Genomic DNA, 16678 nt, shown 5'->3' on the forward strand with positions numbered 1-16678 from the left:
ACCGTATTACAGAGAAATCCCCATGGATCATATATCACAGATTCAAAGGCTGAGAGGGATATGCAAGGAGCAGGTTGAAGATGGCTTCCGAGAGGCACTGCTGAGAGCCAACAGCTTTAGGCAGCGACAGGCACGCCTGTTACAGCGTAGAGGTATCACAATGTACCTCCCAAGGTTTCCCCGCGCGAGCCTGGAAACGAACAGAAGTGGTAACACGGGTAATACTCGTCTTCTCAGATAATCTGAGGAGACGTTTTTTATGTTATAGGAAATTACTTTGTAATGTTCCTATAACATAAAAAAGCCCTCCGGGCAGGATCACACTGCGACGGAGAGGAATTATTTCCCCCAACACCAGTTCCTTTCTACCATGAAGAATTTATGTTTTTCTTCCATAAATAAGGAGCAGTTGTTACCATTTTTAAACACCAGCTTCGGAAAATATAATTGTTTTCTGTGCATTTGCAGGGAGTGTAGCAACTCTTAGTGTCTGGAAATCTGCGTTATTCGAAAAAATCTCACTGTCTGAGCGAAGCGAGTTTGAGATTTTTTCGAATGGTTTTAGCTGATTTTCAGACACTTAGAGTTCCTAGCTCCCGAAACCGCACAGAAAACAATTATATTTTCCGGAGCGTCCACATTCAAAAAAGGAGACAACAAACCATGGAAAAACAGAAATACTACATCACCACCGCCATCGCCTACACATCCGGCAAACCCCATATCGGCAACACCTACGAAGTCGTCCTTGCCGATGCCATCGCCCGCTACAAACGTCAGCAGGGCTATGACGTATTCTTCCAGACAGGAACCGACGAACATGGTCAGAAAATTGAATTAAAAGCCGAAGAAGCCGGAATCACCCCAAAAGAATTCGTAGACAACGTATCCGGTGAGATCAAAAGAATCTGGGATCTGATGAACACATCCTACGACAAATTCATCCGTACCACAGATGAAGACCACGAAAAACAGGTCAAAAAAATCTTCAAAAAAATGTACGCAAAAGGCGACATCTACAAAGGACACTACGAAGGAATGTATTGTACACCATGTGAATCTTTCTTTACAGAATCTCAGCTTGTAGACGGCAAATGTCCGGACTGCGGCCGCCCATGTGTACCTGCAAAAGAAGAAGCATACTTCTTCAAAATGAGCAAATATGCCGACAAACTCATTGACTACATCAATACACACCCGGACTTCATCCAGCCGGAATCCCGTAAAAATGAGATGATGAACAACTTCCTTCTCCCGGGACTTCAGGATCTTTGCGTATCCAGAACTTCCTTCAAATGGGGAATCCCGGTAGACTTTGATCCGAAACACGTAGTATATGTATGGCTTGATGCCCTTACAAACTATATTACAGGAATCGGCTACGACTGCGATGGCGAAAGCACAGAACAGTTTAACAAACTCTGGCCTGCAGACCTGCATCTGATCGGTAAAGACATTATCCGTTTCCATACAATTTACTGGCCGATTTTCCTGATGTCACTGGATCTGCCGCTTCCGAAACAGGTATTCGGACATCCATGGCTTCTTCAGGGTGATGGTAAGATGAGTAAATCCAAAGGAAATGTAATCTATGCAGATGAACTGGTAGACTTCTTTGGTGTAGATGCAGTCCGCTACTTCGTACTTCATGAAATGCCATTCGAGAATGATGGTGTGATCACATGGGAACTGATGGTAGAGCGTCTCAATTCTGAACTCGCTAACACCCTTGGAAACCTTGTAAACCGTACCATTTCCATGTCAAACAAATATTTCGGCGGTGTGGTAGAAAACAAAGGCGTTACAGAACCTGTAGATGATGATCTGAAGAACTTCATTCTCTCCGTACCTGCCAGGGTAAACGAAAAAATGGATAAACTCCGCGTGGCAGATGCAATGACAGAAGTATTCACAATCTTCAAACGCTGCAACAAATACATCGACGAAACAATGCCATGGGCTCTTGCTAAGGATGAAGAGAAAAAAGACCGTCTTGCAACAGTTCTCTACAATCTGGTTGAGGGAATCTGCATTGGTGCGGTTCTGCTGAAATCCTTTATGCCGGAAACAACAGAGAGAATCCTTGCCCAGTTAAATGCACAGGACAGAGAACTGGAAGACCTTAAGACCTTTGGCCTCTATCCGTCAGGAAATAAAGTAACTGAAAAACCGGAAATCCTTTTCGCCCGCCTTGACCTGAAAGAGGTACTTGCAAAGGTGGCAGAGCTTCATCCGCCGAAAGCAGAAGAACCTGCAAAAGAAGAAAAAGAAGACGTAATTGATATCGAAGCAAAACCTGAGATCACATTTGAAGATTTCGGCAAGCTTCAGTTCCAGGTTGGTAAGATCATCAAATGTGAAGAAGTAAAGAAATCAAAGAAACTGCTCTGCTCACAGGTACAGATCGGAAGCCAGGTGCGCCAGATCGTATCCGGAATCAAAGCACACTACAGTGCAGAAGAAATGGTAGGTAAGAGGGTTATGGTAGTCACAAACCTGAAACCAGCCAAACTTGCCGGTGTACTCAGTGAAGGAATGATCCTCTGCGCAGAAGATGCAGACGGAAACCTTTCCCTGATGGTACCGGAAAAGGAAATGCCTGCAGGTGCAGAAATCTGCTGATCTTTGTATTACTGAGAACAAAGCGAACGGTAGCGAAAATGTGTGAAAACTTACGAATATTATCTTGACAAATACACTCTCAAAAGCTATATTAATATTTAGATAAAGGGGAGTGACTGACTCATGAGTATTCATGGTGTCGTCAATTTCGGTGGGTAAAGACTCCAACCGTATCGTGATGAACAGGCGAGGCTTTTATTGTATGTTCCCGTACAATAAGAGCCTCGCTTTTTGTAAAAACTTAAACAGGGGGATTTTGATCATGTCACAGGGGTTTAATCATTTTGATGAGAATGGAAACGCAGTTATGGTAGACGTTTCCGGGAAAAATGTCACTTACAGAACAGCAGTTGCCACAGGTGAGATTCATGTAGGAGAAGCAATCATGGAGGCTGTGAAAGAGGGGTCTGTGAAAAAGGGAGATGTGCTTGGAGTAGCACGTGTAGCGGGGATTATGGGAGTGAAAAGGACTTCTGAGTTGATTCCCATGTGCCATCCGCTTCCAATCCAGAAATGTTCCGTAGACTATGAACTGGATGAGATAAACGGAATTATCCGCGCTTTCTGTACAGTGAAAACAGAAGGCAAGACCGGTGTGGAAATGGAGGCACTGACAGGGGTTCAGGTGACGCTTCTGACGATTTATGATATGTGTAAGGCAATTGACAAGCATATGGTAATGTCCAATATTCATCTGGTTGAAAAGACGGGTGGTAAGAGTGGAGATTTTCATTTTTGATATCCACAAATTACTTTGCGATTTGCAAAATATTTGTTGGGTAAAATGAAAGAAATGTGTATAATGGAAATACAGAATGGCAGATAACGAAAAAAATTATCTGCCCGACAGGGAGGTTTTTATAAAATGAAAAGAGTAGCGATTATTACATCCAGTGATACGGGATATCGCGGAGAACGTGAGGATTTAAGCGGACCTGCGATCCGAGAGATTGTTGAGAAGAATGGATATGAGGTTGTGTCTGAAGATGTTCTGCCGGATGACAGAAAGATGTTGTCAGAGAGAATGGCGGAAATTGCAGACAGCGGCACAGCGGAACTGATCCTGACAACAGGCGGAACCGGTTTTTCACCCAGAGATATTACACCGGAGGCAACGGAGGATATTATTGACAGACGTGTACCGGGGATTCCGGAGGCAATGCGTGCGTACAGCATGACTATCACGAAACGCGCCATGCTCAGCCGTTCTACGGCAGGTATCCGCAAAAAAACACTGATCATCAATCTTCCGGGAAGTCCGAAAGCTGTAAAAGAGAGCCTGGAGTATATTATTGATGCGCTTGGACATGGCATTGAGATCATGACAGGGGAAGCAGGGAACTGCGCAAGATAACTGATGGCGATAACAGGGATAAGAAAGCAGAGTAGCGTCAGAATGTACTGACGAAAAGAGAAATCGGTGAGCCAAAGCAGAGAAGATAAGCTGACGGCAATAAACGAAAGAGCAGGTACGAAAACAGTATCTGAAACGAAAACAGGAAGGTAAAAGGGATAATCTTATGGGAAAAGTAATTGCGGTTTGTACAAGTGAAAGAAAGGGAATACAGAAGACAAGTGTTCCGGAGATTAAAGTAATTGAGGACTGGGGAATCGAGGGTGATGCCCATGCCGGCAAATGGCACCGTCAGGTAAGTCTGCTCTCTTTTGACAAGATTGAAGATTTTCGCGCCAGAGGTGCAGAGGTAGAAGACGGGGCATTCGGAGAGAACCTGGTGGTTCAGGGAATCGACTTTGCCACACTTCCGATCGGCACGAAATTCCAGTGCAATGATGTAGTCCTGGAGCTGACACAGATTGGAAAAGAATGCCACAGTGGATGTGCGATCTTTAAGAAAATGGGAGAGTGCATTATGCCGAAACAGGGAGTTTTTACGAAGGTTCTCCACGGAGGTGTGATCCACCCGGGGGATGAGCTGGTAATTTTATAACAGATTTTTAACCGGACTATAGCAATTCTCATAAATAATGTATATTGATCCGGTTTATCAGAGCGCAAAGTCCTGCGTCAGATATCTTTGCCGTGCGTCAGCACGCCTGCAGATATCTTCCTTGTCTTTCGCACTCTGCTGAACTGTCTTGATTGCATTATTTTATGGAATTGCTATAAGATTACATGAGGAGATAGGAAAAAATGATTATTGATACACATGCGCACTATGATGACGAGGCCTTTGACACAGACAGGGAAGCGCTTCTCATGTCTATGTACGATGGAGGGATTGAGAAGATTGTGAATGTCTGTGCATCTGTAGGCGGTTTTCAGGATACTGTGGATCTGATGGAGAAATATCCTTTTATATATGGAGCAGTGGGAATCCATCCGGATGATGCAGATAAGATGACACAGGAGACTCTGGATGAGATTCGCAGATTATCCCATATGGACAAGATGGTGGCAATCGGTGAGATCGGGCTGGACTATTACTGGCATAAGGAAGAAGAGGAACATCAGATCCAGCAGAAAATGTTTCGCGCTCAGCTTGACATTGCCAGAGAAGAGAAGCTTCCGTTTATGATCCACAGCAGAGAAGCTGCCGAGGATACTCTGAATATCGTCAGAGAATATATGCAGGGTGGTATGTATGGCGGTATCATTCATTGTTTTTCATACAGCAGGGAGATTGCGGCAGAATATCTGAAAATGGGACTGTATCTGGGGATCGGCGGAGTTGTCACTTTTAAGAACGCAAAGAAACTGAAAGAGACGGTTCAGTATGCACCCCTGTCTCAGCTTGTTCTGGAAACAGACTGTCCCTATATGTCTCCAGAGCCAAACAGAGGTAAGAGAAATTCGTCATTAAATCTGCCTTATGTAGCACAGGCAATCGCAGAACTGAAGGGAATTACAGCAGAGGAGGTTATTGATGTGACCAGACAGAATGCAGAGAAACTGCTGGGAATTCATCAATAACCACTGTCATATTCGTTTGAAGAATCATCTGAATTTTCATCCGAACTTTCATCTGAACTTTCGTCCGAACTTTCATCCGAACTTTCATCTGAAAAGCTGTCAGAAACGTCGGAAGAGTCTTCGGTTCCGTCTGATGTGTCTGCCTGATATTCCCAGGAGTGGATGGATTCTGTATCTTCCACTACATTTCCGGTAGTTTTGTCAATCATGTTGCCCTCCCAGTCAAACTTGACGTTCAGCAGGTTTGTATTTGTGGAAGGCTTCACATTCATGGACATGATTTCCTTAAATTTGGCTTTCAGGTTATCGAGAGTAAACTCATCACCGATCACATTTCTTACACTGTGGGAAGAAGCAAGTTCTTCTGTATAATCATCCAGCATATATGGTCCGTATTCTCCGTTATCGTAATCATAATGCATGACCATAGGTTTCACTTCCGGAGAAAGGATCTGGATGGTTGATTTGCCGTTCAGAGTTGATTTCTGTATGGTAAAACTTGCCATTCCTTCCAGAAGTTCCGGGAGTTCCTGCTGGGTGGAAACGAAGTTTCCGAGGGAGTAGAATATGGTGGTATTGTGTCCTTGGTCATCAGAAAGCTGTCCGTAAGGCTGAAGCACATGCGGATGACCGCCAATGATCACATCAACACCCTGCTGCATCAGAAAAGCGGCCCATTGTTTCTCGTATTCATTTGGCATGGTTTCATCTTCTGTTCCCCAGTGAGCCACAAAGATGATGCAGTCGCTGATTTCTTTGGCTTTCTGGATCATTGTGGTGATCTTATCCTTATCAAAGATATCGATCATGTACTCATATCCTTCGCCTGCACCGGAATTATTGGTGCCGTATGTATAGTCAAGAAAAGCAATCTTAATACCATTCACTTCTTTTACTTTGACAGTGTCTGCATCTTCCTGGGTGGCGTGGATGCCAAGTACAGGAATATCCGGATAATTGGTGCTCCAGAAATCCAGAGTACTTTTCAGATAGTCATATCCATAATCATCGGCGTGATTTGTGGCAGATTCCACTACATCAAACCCTGCTTTGATAATGGCATCTCCCACTTCCTGGGGAGTGGCAAAAGAAGGATAAGTGCTGACAGCATCGTGGCTTGGAGCAAAAACCGTTTCCTGGTCGATCATGGCTACGTCTGCAGCCTGGATCTGGTCCAGAACATGAGTGTAGATATGGTCATAATTCCATATGCCGGAGTCATTTTCGCCGGATTCATACAGCTTGCTGTGATAAAGATTATCTCCAACAGCAATTACACTTGCAGTGGAGATGACAGGTGTTTCAGCTTTGATCTTATCCTGCTGTTCCTTGAGAGCCGCTGCTTCTGCTGCTTCTTTCTGCGGTTTACGGATCAGGGTGTAATCCATCTGATGCATCACCAGAACGAGCAGAACCAGAACAATAACAGAACACAGAAGACTGATCCGGGAGTTGATTCTCTCCCGTAAATTAAGTGGCATATTATTTTTTTTCATAGAAAATTCCCTTTAACTAAAATAGTTCTTAACAGTGAGAGTGCTGAACAGTTACAGCAATCTGCAGCCTGTATTGCTGTCCTCAGTACCGTATCTCAAATTCATTGCAGACTGCATACGGAAATGAGACAGGAGCGTATGAACTGTAATCTATCTATTCATTATAACAAATTTCATGGTTCAAAGAAAGAATTAAGAGAGAAATTCTTTGAAAACCTGCCAGAAATGCTTTGTGAGACAAAGTATTTTAGTGTATAATAGGTAGCAATATAACCATGAATGTACAAACATGCTACAGCAATGCTATATGGAATTGCTTAAGCAAAAAGAGGGAGGTAACCGGATGAACCATTATGAGGCAATTAATGATGTACTGGTCAATTTATTTAATGAGATTCTGGACCTGGAAGAACGGGCATTGATTACGGGAGAATATAAGAATATTTCCGTCAATGATATGCACATTATTAATGCAGTAGGTATCCGGGAACAGAAGAATATGTCAACAGTAGCCAGAGAACTGAATGTGACTGTGGGTACATTGACGATCGCTGTGAATAATCTTGTAAAGAAGGGATATATCCAGCGTATGAGAAGTCAGGAGGACCGAAGGGTTGTGCTGATCTCCCTGACAGAACAGGGGAAGAAAGCTTATTACCATCATAAAGATTTCCATGAGAAGATGGTACTGGCTGTACTTAAAGGCCTGAATGTGGAGGAGACAGAGGCATTGACGAAAGCTCTGACCAAGTTGCAGGCATTTTTCAGATCATATCAGTAGAAGGAGTAAAGATGGAATATACTGAGAAGGATTTAGTAAAGATCGCAAAAAGGGAAAATAATACGAAGAGAAACTATCTGGTAGTGGATCCGCTTCAGGGAAAGCATATTCCGGTAGTGCCATCAAAGGCACTGGATTTATTTGCTGCTCTGGCAGATACTTTCAGGGAGAAATACAAAGATGAAAAACTTTTGCTGGTGGGCTTTGCGGAGACAGCAACTGCCATAGGTGCTCAGGCAGCGATTACTGTGGGGGCAGATTATATTCAGACCACCAGAGAAGTTATTCCCGGCGTGAATTATCTGTTTTTTTCCGAGGAACACAGCCATGCCACAGAGCAGAAGCTGGTAAAAGATGATATTGACAGAGCAGCGGCGGAGACGGATCGGATCATATTTATCGAGGATGAAGTAACTACCGGAAAAACAATTCGGAATATCATCAGTATTCTTGACAGGGAATATGACGGAAAATTTAAATATTCAGTAGCATCTCTGTTAAACGGAATGAGCGAGGAGAATCTGGAACGTTATAAGAGACAGGGGATTTCTCTGTATTATCTGGTAAAAACGGATCACAGTACTTACGGAGACAGAGCAGAAACATTTAAGGGAGACGGATTTTATTATAAATGTCCGGATAAGGCCGCAGAGTATACAACGATTTATGTTAAAAACCGGATGGATGCCCGCAGACTGATTGATTCCGGGAAATATGAAGAAGCATGTGAGAATCTGTGGAGAGAAATCCGGGAGAAAACCGGAAACATGGCTGATAATATATCTGGCAAAAGAATACTGGTGATCGGCACTGAGGAGTTTATGTTCCCTGCACTTTATATCGGAAGAAAGATGGAAAAAGAGGGAGCCGAAGTAAGGTGCCATTCGACTACAAGAAGTCCCATTGCTGTGAGTCTGGAAAAAGAGTATCCCCTTCACAGCAGATATGAACTGAAAAGTTTATATGATCCGGACAGGAGAACGTTTATTTACGATATAGGAAAATATGACAAGGTATTGATTGTCACAGATTCCCCGGAAATAAAGGAGAGTCAGGAAACGCTGATAAATGCTGTCCGGATGCAGAACAAGGATATTACAGTTGTAAGGTGGTGCTGATTTGAGAAGTTCCTATTCAGAAGAAGATGTGATTTTATTATTGAAGGATATTACCGGGCTGGTAGAACCTCAGCCTGCCAAAGTGCGGGAGAAACTGATTCAGTCCGGAAAACATTACAGCGAGATGCTGCCTGTTGAATATGTTCCTACAGATCAGTATATGCAGGTATATCATAATGCGCTGAAACATTATGCGAAGCCGGTTGCCAATGCAGTAGGAATGCTGGCAGATAAGATCATAGAGAATAAGGGAAAGAAAATTGTCCTGGTATCCCTTGCCAGAGCGGGAATCCCAATTGGTATCCTTGTGAAGCGATACATCAAATTCAAATATGGTATAAATGTGCCGCATTATTCCATTTCAATTATCAGAGGAAGAGGGATTGACGATAATGCCATGAAGTATCTGCTTGAAAAGTACAGACCGCAGCAGATTTTATTTGTGGACGGATGGATTGGCAAGGGTGCGATCCTGAATGAATTGAAGAAAGATATCTCTGCATATGAAGGGGTTTCTGCTGACATAGCGGTAGTGGCAGATCCGGCAAATGTTACGGAGCTTTGCGGAACACATGAAGATATCCTGATCCCAAGTTCCTGCCTGAACAGTACAGTATCCGGCCTTATCAGCCGTACTTTTCTGAGAGATGACATAATAGGCAGAGATGATTTCCATGGGGCAGTCTATTACGGAGAACTGACAGATTCTGATCTGTCATATGACTTTATTGAAACCATTGAAAAGGAATTTAATATGGAGAATACACCTGATCTGGAAAAAAGAGTGGAAAGTCAGGGTATTGATGAGGTAATAAATATAGGAAAGAATTTCGGTATTGACGATATTAATCTGATCAAACCGGGGATCGGAGAGACAACAAGAGTATTACTGAGGAGAATTCCCTGGAAGGTGCTGATCGATGAGCGATATAAGGGAAATCCTCAGTTGGAGCATATTGTCAGACTTGCCGAAGAGAAACATACACCTGTAGAATACTATCCACTTACACATTATAAATGCTGTGGAATCATTAAGAAGCTTGCGGATGCGTGAGAAGGGTAATACTTATTCTGTTATTCCGAAAACTTCTGAAAGATAAACTGTTTTCTTAGCCCAGTTCAGATGGGTTTTATATTCATTCATTCTTTCTCTGGTTTTGCTTCCTGCAACAAGGGAAGCAGAATCAGCATTCCAGTTTAAAATCGCCCGTGCGTCAAGGTAGTCATTTCGTGAAACCTGATAAGCTCTGTTTACTACAGGAATCTGTGAAGGGTGGATAACGGTTTTTCCGATGAAACCGCAAAGTCTGTCCTCCCGGATTTCCTGAATCATTCCTTCTTTCCAGCTGTCACCGGCATAATATTCCCATACAGGACCGGAAATCACATAATCCATACCATATACAGTGATAATATCTGAGAAAATATCTGAAACAGGTCTGATGCTGTGAATAGATTCATTGGCATGTCTGCGAAACCCAAACATATGGCACAGATCATTTCCGCCAACACGTATATTCAATATAAGATCTTCAATTCTGGCTAAAGAATCCCTTAACAAGTAGAGAATATCAATTCTGTTTCGCAAATCTATAATGGAAGGACTTTCGTAAATAGGCATCATGTAAAGCTTTTTTGCGACAAGTTCATTGACGAGGATCATCTGCTCAATATAACTTTGTGCGTTATCCGGGCTGAATTTAGGGACGATGAAACCGGTAACAATCTTAATGGATTGCCCAAGAGCTTTTGTTAATCTCTGAATCTGCTGTGGATTCCGAACCCGGATAAATATTTTGGGCAGATAGAATGGCTTTTGTTCATGCTGTATGAATATCTGGCTGAGAGAAGAAATCAGTATCTGCTCGGCTTCTTCAACATGATCGTCGTTTATGGTATCTTCAAGACAGAGAGCAAGAGAAAATCTGTTCCCGAATCTTTCATTTATCAGAGAATCAGTGATGGATATTCTGTTGGCAGGACAATAGAGTAATGGACCTACACTGTAATATAAAACATTATTTTTCATAACACTCCTTCTGACATATCTACAAAAATTCCCGTAAATAGGGTACCTTATAGAAATTCAATAAAATACTGCAGGTAATCCGGCCCATCACAGTGTGAAGGACCGAGTCAGCAGCTACATCATAGCACATTTCAGGGGAATAAGCCATAGAAAGAACAGGGGAATTTTCTTGAAATATAAATAGCAATATGATACAATTTTGAGGTAGAATTTATACGAAAATTTGGAGAAAATTATGGTTCCGCATTATTTTATGAAATTACTGTAGAACTTATCATGAACAGAAATAAGATAAGCAGATATTGAAGGTGAGATACTTATATGTTGGAACACAAAAAAATTCAAAACCTCAGTGATTATTTTGTCGAACTGAACAGCAGGCGGGAGAAAGGTGTTTATTTCTACCGTATCAACGGATATTCTGAAGAAGTCGGCGAATTTATAAAGAAATATTATGATACAGCAAGAAGAACCGGAGTGGTTATCGAAGGGAAGATACCTAATCCCGATGAGGGGAATCTTGCATATTATAATGAAATAATGGGAATGGATTTTCAGATGAGTATGGATTTTATCCATGTCAGTCTGAGAAAATGGCTGCCAAGGATGAATGAGTTTCAGAGACAGAATGTGGCAGCCTCCATTTATGACTCTCTGGATTCCCTGCGAAAAGCCGGGAAAACCGAGAATATGATCAGGAACGCATATATCAAGTTCATGTGCTGGCTGTATTATAAATTTGAACGCATTGTAAATCAGCTTGGAGAGAACCATATCCCTAAAATATTATATGAAGGGCAGATAAGCAATTATGAGTTAATGCTCATATCGATTCTTTCCAATGTAGGCTGTGATGTAGTACTGCTTCAGTATGCAGGGGATCAGGGATATCTGAAAACAGATCCGGGTTCCGTTCTTTCAGACAGTTTGCAGATGGAAGGTTTGCAGCCATTTCCGCAGGGATATTGTGTGAAAAAGGTCAGAGATGAGATTCAGAATGAACTCAACAATGAGAGACTGTATGGAATCAGACCTTCGCTTACAAATTGTACAAATGCATGGCTAAAGGGAAACGGCCTGGATGATATCCGCGAGAGCATTCTGTTAAGGGGAAATGACAGCCGTTTTTTTTATAACTGTTTCTGCAGGATTAACGGGGCAGAAGATAAGCTTACTTATGCAAATGAGTTATTCAGATTGCAGCAGGAACTGAGAAATTCAAAGAGAAATACGGTGGTCGTAAGTAAAGAGATTCCAAGACCAACGCCGCAGGAAATTTCAGAGATAAAGAGGTCAAACTATACATCCGGAGATCAGATGCTCCTGGGACTTGCGTGTAATATACAGTATGGAGCCAATCCGGAGCTTCAGCGGATCCTGCATAAAACATTTGTGGATGTTATGCTGGCTGAATCTCAGAAGGAAGGGGAAAATCTTAACAGACTGACAAACAGGGCAGTGTATCTGCTGTGCTGGATGAGAAGATATCTGCCGAAGCTGTTCATAAACTGGAAATCACCGGAGATTGGATGCTTTATTTATCTGGGGGGCTGCCGGAATGAAAACGAAGCTCTGTTTATGAGTTTCCTTGGGCGGCTGCCACTGGATGTGCTGATCTTATGTCCTGATCTGAACATTAAGTGCTGTCTGGAAGATAAACTTCTGTATGAGGTCAACTATCCGGAGAGTCTGGCAATCACAGAATATCCGGAAGAGAGTTCTCAGGTAAAGATTGGAACAGCCGCTTATCATGCGGAAAGAGAACTTGATACTCTGATGTATCAGGACAGTGGGATATACAGAAATCAGCAGTATGTGAAGGCGAATGTTATCAATCTGCAGACCATGTATGAAGAGATAAAACTACTGTGGGATCAGGAATTGAAATACAGACCTAATTTCAGCACAGTTAACGGTGTGGTAAATATTCCGGTTATTTTTTCAAAAATCTCAGGAGTGAAGGATGGAAGTGTTTCTCAGTACTGGGAATCCATAGCAGCACTGATCACAGAGGATACTGTTGTTGTGAAAAGTGCTCCGTACATTGAACCAACTGCCTCCGGTCCAATGAAAGCCTTTGCCGTAGAATTTTATAAAAACGGAAAGCTTCTGCGGAATAAAATAAAGAATCATCCCAGATATCCTTATCATCTTCTTCGGGAGGAAATGCAGGAATTTATACTTGACAAGCTGCAGCTTCTGATCGAGCGGAAACTGATAAAGGGTATTGGGGAAAATGGTACAGAATATACAGTGATCGCGCAGATTCTGGATCTGCCGAAGGAGATTCTGCGTCTGATCCAGAAATTTGATTTTACAAAAAAGAATCCAAAATTGATATATATTAATACAGGGGAGACGATGATTTCACTTCAGGATTCGATTCTTGTAACATTCCTGAACCTGGCAGGATTTGACATTCTGTTTTTTGTCCCTACAGGCTATCAGAGTGTGGAGAACTACTTTGCAGAAAAACTGATGGAAGAGCACCAGATCGGGGAATATAAATACGATATGCAGGTTTCGGATCTGAATAACATTTCGACAAACAGTACCCGCCCCTCATGGCGGAGAAAACTTTTCAGGAGAGGTTAGTAGATTATGGGACTTGATTTCGGTAAATCATCTATGGGAAATCCTGCTCAGGCCGGTAATGGTCTTCAGGAGAAAAATGAGATTGAAGTTGTGGAGAAATATGATATTGTCGCTGACAGGCAGCAGATGAATGCTGAGCTGGTCAATTCAAAAGAAGTGGACGATATTGTCAGCACGATCGAAGTTTACAATATGGATACCATTGTATCTTTTGGTGCGAAAGCAGCAGAGGAGATTTCCAAGGCATCTGATGTGGTCCTCAACAGCATGAATATGTCGCAGCTTAATGAGACAAGCGAGATGCTTAAATCGCTGGCAAAGATCATGGATCAGTTTGACATTAATGAAATTAAGGATAATCCGGGACTTTTCGGAAAGCTTTTCGGAAATTTCAGAAAACAGCTGGATAAGATACTGGCCAAGTATCACACAATGGGCGAAGAAGTTGATAAGATTTATGTTCAGCTTAAAGGATATGAGTCTGAAATCAAACAGTCCAACAAAAAGCTGGATACCATGTTTAAGACCAATGTGGATTATTATCATGAACTGGTGAAATATATCCTTGCAGGAGAACAGGCATGTAAAGAGATTGAAGCCTACATTGCCCAGAGACAGCAGGATATGGAAAATACGGGAGATCAGTCTATTCAGTTTGAACTTACCAGTCTGAATCAGGCACTGATGATGCTGGAACAGAGGACACAGGATCTGAGAACAGCAGAGAATGTGGCAATGCAGTCCATTCCCATGATAAAGACTATGGAGTTCAGCAATTACAATCTGGTGAGAAAGATCAATTCTGCGTTTATCGTTACGCTTCCTGTATTTAAGCAGGCACTTGCGCAGGCAATTCTTCTGAAAAGGCAGAAGATACAGGCAGAATCTATTGCAGAACTGGATAAGAAAACCAATGAGATGCTTCTTAAGAATGCCCAGAATACAGTAGATGTATCGAAGATGACAGCTAAAATGGCATCCGGAAGTTCCATTCAGATTGAGACTCTTGAGAAGACATGGGCAACCATTACAAATGGAATCGAAGAGACAAGAAGGATCCAGGAAGATGCCAGAAAGAAACGCCAGGAGGATCAGGTTCGTCTGGAGGCAATCAAACAGGATTTTAACAAACAATACAATGTGCCACCGGTAAGAAAATAAAAACACAGAAAAAAGGGAGGATGAATGATATGCCTATTAATTTATCAAAAGGACAGAAGGTAGATTTAACAAAGAAGAATCCGGGACTTAAGAAGATCATGGTAGGACTTGGCTGGGATGTAAACGCTTTTGATTCAGGTTCGGATTTTGACTTGGATGCAGCAGCATTTATGCTTGGTGCCAACGGAAAATGCCCTACAGAGAAAGAATTCATTTTCTATGGCAATCTGAAGCATGCCAGTGAATCAGTCATCCACATGGGAGATAACCTTACCGGTGAGGGTGAAGGTGATGATGAGCAGATCATGATCGATCTGTCAAAGGTTCCGGCGAATATTGAGAGAATTGCGTTTACAGTTACCATTTATGATGCAGAAGCAAGACGTCAGAACTTCGGACAGGTTTCAAACTCTTACATCCGTCTGGTAGATGAATCCAATGAGGTGGAACTGATCCATTATGATCTTGGGGAGGACTTCTCCATTGAAACAGCAGTAGTTGTAGGAGAACTTTACAGACATAACGGAGAGTGGAAGTTTAATGCCATCGGAAGCGGATTCCAAGGTGGACTTGCAGCGCTCTGCGGTCATTATGGTATTGAAGTAGCGTAATGTAAGAGACAGTCGGCTGTTTGGTAAAAATACTAAACAGTTATCAGGTATGGAGCTGTATAGCGAAGCGGATAAGACAATATGGGAGGAAAAATATATGCCAGTTAGTTTAAAAAAAGGACAGAAGGTCAGTCTTACAAAAGGTAACCCGGGACTTAAGAATGTAGTTGTAGGTATCGGATGGGATATCAATGCTTATGACACAGGCGGAGATTTCGATCTGGATGCAGCAGCGTTCTGTCTGACAGATTCCGGAAGGGTTTCTGATTCGAACGATTTTGTATTCTATGGAAATCTTGTACATCCGTCCGGAGCAGTCCAGCATATGGGAGACAACCTTACAGGTGCCGGAGACGGAGATGATGAGCAGATTAAGATCGATCTGTCAAAGATTCCTGCCAATATCACAAAGATTGCATTTACAGTTACCATCTATGATGCAGAGGCAAGACGCCAGAATTTCGGACAGGTTTCTAATGCCTTTGTGAGAATCTTCAATGAAGTGACAGGAGAAGAAATCCTCAGATATGATCTTGGAGAAGATTTCTCTATTGAAACAGCAGTTGTATTTGGTGAACTGTACAAGAATGGTGACGAATGGAAATTTAATGCCATTGGAAGCGGTTATCAGGGTGGTCTGGCTGCTTTGTGCAACAGTTATGGTGTAGACGTAGAATAGTGCCGGAGGGCAACAGGAGGGACGAAAATGTCAGTAAGCTTACAGAAAGGACAGAAGGTAAATCTGTCAAAGGAGCATGCAGGATTAGCAAAGGTGATCGTGGGACTTGGCTGGGATGAGGCAAAGCCATCCGGCGGTGGTGGATTGTTTGGTGCATTATTTGGTTCTTCATCACATCAGGCAATCGACTGCGACGCTTCTGCAATCATGTTGAAAAATGGTAAATTTACAGATAAAACAGACCTGGTATATTTCGGCAACCTGAAACATAAATCCGGGACAGTCAATCATATGGGAGACAATCTTACAGGAGCAGGCGAGGGAGATGATGAGCAGATCGTTATTGATCTGTCAAGAGTTCCGGCTGAATATGATAAGATTGTCATTGTTGTCAATATCTATCAGGCAGTAAAGAGAAAACAGCATTTTGGAATGATCCAGAATGCATTTATCCGTCTGGTTGATGCCAGAAACAATAAAGAAATGTGCAAATATAATTTAACTGAGAATTATTCAGGTATGACTGCGATGATTTTTGGGGAAATATACAGGTATAACGGTGAATGGAAATTCAACGCCGTAGGAAATGGCACAACAGATCCCGGACTTGGGGAACTCTGCCAGAGATTTGTGTGAAAATAAAAAGAGGAGCTG

15 protein-coding genes are annotated in these 16678 nt (G+C 42.4%); 13 read left to right on the top strand and 2 right to left on the bottom strand.

Annotated elements, in window-relative coordinates; all coding sequences use genetic code 11:
* Positions 1-555 precede the first annotated feature (555 nt).
* The 5 genes from metG (at position 556) to LJE11_RS09525 (ending at position 5554) form a co-directional block, all read left to right on the top strand.
* On the top strand, positions 556-2622 hold the full coding sequence (gene metG / locus LJE11_RS09505) for a methionine--tRNA ligase (RefSeq protein WP_330595391.1): 2067 nt from the start codon (positions 556-558) through the stop codon (positions 2620-2622).
* Positions 2623-2884: 262 nt separating this feature from the next.
* Positions 2885-3361: a cyclic pyranopterin monophosphate synthase MoaC gene (gene moaC, locus LJE11_RS09510; protein ID WP_118633406.1), complete on the top strand. Its 477-nt coding sequence runs from the start codon at positions 2885-2887 to the stop codon at positions 3359-3361.
* A gap of 126 nt (positions 3362-3487) precedes the next feature.
* Positions 3488-3976, top strand: a complete 489-nt coding sequence (locus LJE11_RS09515) for a MogA/MoaB family molybdenum cofactor biosynthesis protein (protein WP_022379966.1) — start codon at positions 3488-3490, stop codon at positions 3974-3976.
* Between the two features lie 166 nt (positions 3977-4142).
* Positions 4143-4571 carry an MOSC domain-containing protein gene (locus LJE11_RS09520; protein ID WP_008705366.1) on the top strand — a complete coding sequence of 143 codons (429 nt, stop codon included), beginning with the start codon at positions 4143-4145 and terminating at the stop codon, positions 4569-4571.
* Positions 4572-4774: 203 nt separating this feature from the next.
* Positions 4775-5554: a TatD family hydrolase gene (locus LJE11_RS09525; protein ID WP_055054135.1), complete on the top strand. Its 780-nt coding sequence runs from the start codon at positions 4775-4777 to the stop codon at positions 5552-5554.
* On the opposite strand, the gene LJE11_RS09530 is transcribed toward LJE11_RS09525, so the two are convergent.
* Entirely contained in the window at positions 5548-7050 is a 1503-nt protein-coding gene (locus LJE11_RS09530; protein ID WP_227295889.1) for a CapA family protein, read from the bottom strand. The two genes, LJE11_RS09525 and LJE11_RS09530, sit on opposite strands and share 7 nt — an antisense overlap.
* 343 nt (positions 7051-7393) lie before the next feature.
* On the opposite strand from LJE11_RS09530, the gene LJE11_RS09535 reads away from it, so the two are divergent.
* From LJE11_RS09535 to LJE11_RS09545, 3 genes are read left to right on the top strand one after another with little or no spacing between them, the layout of a single operon-like run.
* Positions 7394-7831 carry a MarR family winged helix-turn-helix transcriptional regulator gene (locus LJE11_RS09535; RefSeq protein ID WP_022380519.1) on the top strand — a complete coding sequence of 146 codons (438 nt, stop codon included), beginning with the start codon at positions 7394-7396 and terminating at the stop codon, positions 7829-7831.
* 11 nt (positions 7832-7842) lie between these two features.
* Positions 7843-8949, top strand: a complete 1107-nt coding sequence (locus LJE11_RS09540) for a phosphoribosyltransferase domain-containing protein (protein WP_055057767.1) — start codon at positions 7843-7845, stop codon at positions 8947-8949.
* Between the two features lies 1 nt (position 8950).
* Positions 8951-10003 carry a cysteine protease StiP family protein gene (locus LJE11_RS09545; RefSeq protein WP_008705360.1) on the top strand — a complete coding sequence of 351 codons (1053 nt, stop codon included), beginning with the start codon at positions 8951-8953 and terminating at the stop codon, positions 10001-10003.
* A 12-nt stretch (positions 10004-10015) separates the two neighbouring features.
* On the opposite strand, the gene LJE11_RS09550 is transcribed toward LJE11_RS09545, so the two are convergent.
* The gene (locus LJE11_RS09550; RefSeq protein WP_022380521.1) at positions 10016-10978 is read right to left on the bottom strand and encodes an HpcH/HpaI aldolase/citrate lyase family protein; all 963 of its coding nucleotides are present in this window, start codon (positions 10976-10978) and stop codon (positions 10016-10018) included.
* Positions 10979-11299: 321 nt separating this feature from the next.
* Between LJE11_RS09550 and LJE11_RS09555 the strand changes: the two genes are divergently transcribed.
* The 5 genes from LJE11_RS09555 to LJE11_RS09575 all read left to right on the top strand — a co-directional run bounded on the left by LJE11_RS09555 (position 11300) and on the right by LJE11_RS09575 (position 16660).
* Positions 11300-13573 (top strand): YceG family protein, encoded by a 2274-nt coding sequence (locus LJE11_RS09555; protein WP_227295891.1) that lies wholly within the window; start codon positions 11300-11302, stop codon positions 13571-13573.
* 6 nt (positions 13574-13579) lie between these two features.
* Positions 13580-14734 (top strand): toxic anion resistance protein, encoded by a 1155-nt coding sequence (locus tag LJE11_RS09560; protein ID WP_020993224.1) that lies wholly within the window; start codon positions 13580-13582, stop codon positions 14732-14734.
* 29 nt (positions 14735-14763) lie between these two features.
* A complete protein-coding gene (locus tag LJE11_RS09565) occupies positions 14764-15345 on the top strand; it encodes a TerD family protein (protein ID WP_055057770.1) in 582 nt (193 codons plus the stop codon).
* 97 nt (positions 15346-15442) lie between these two features.
* Positions 15443-16024, top strand: coding sequence for a TerD family protein (locus LJE11_RS09570; RefSeq protein WP_025578294.1), 582 nt, complete (start codon positions 15443-15445; stop codon positions 16022-16024).
* Positions 16025-16051: 27 nt separating this feature from the next.
* Positions 16052-16660, top strand: a complete 609-nt coding sequence (locus tag LJE11_RS09575; RefSeq protein WP_008705352.1) for a TerD family protein — start codon at positions 16052-16054, stop codon at positions 16658-16660.
* Positions 16661-16678 lie beyond the last annotated feature (18 nt).

It is taken from the genome of Blautia sp. DFI.1.216, from assembly GCF_020594215.1.
In the GTDB taxonomy this organism is placed as follows: domain Bacteria; phylum Bacillota; class Clostridia; order Lachnospirales; family Lachnospiraceae; genus Blautia_A; species Blautia_A wexlerae.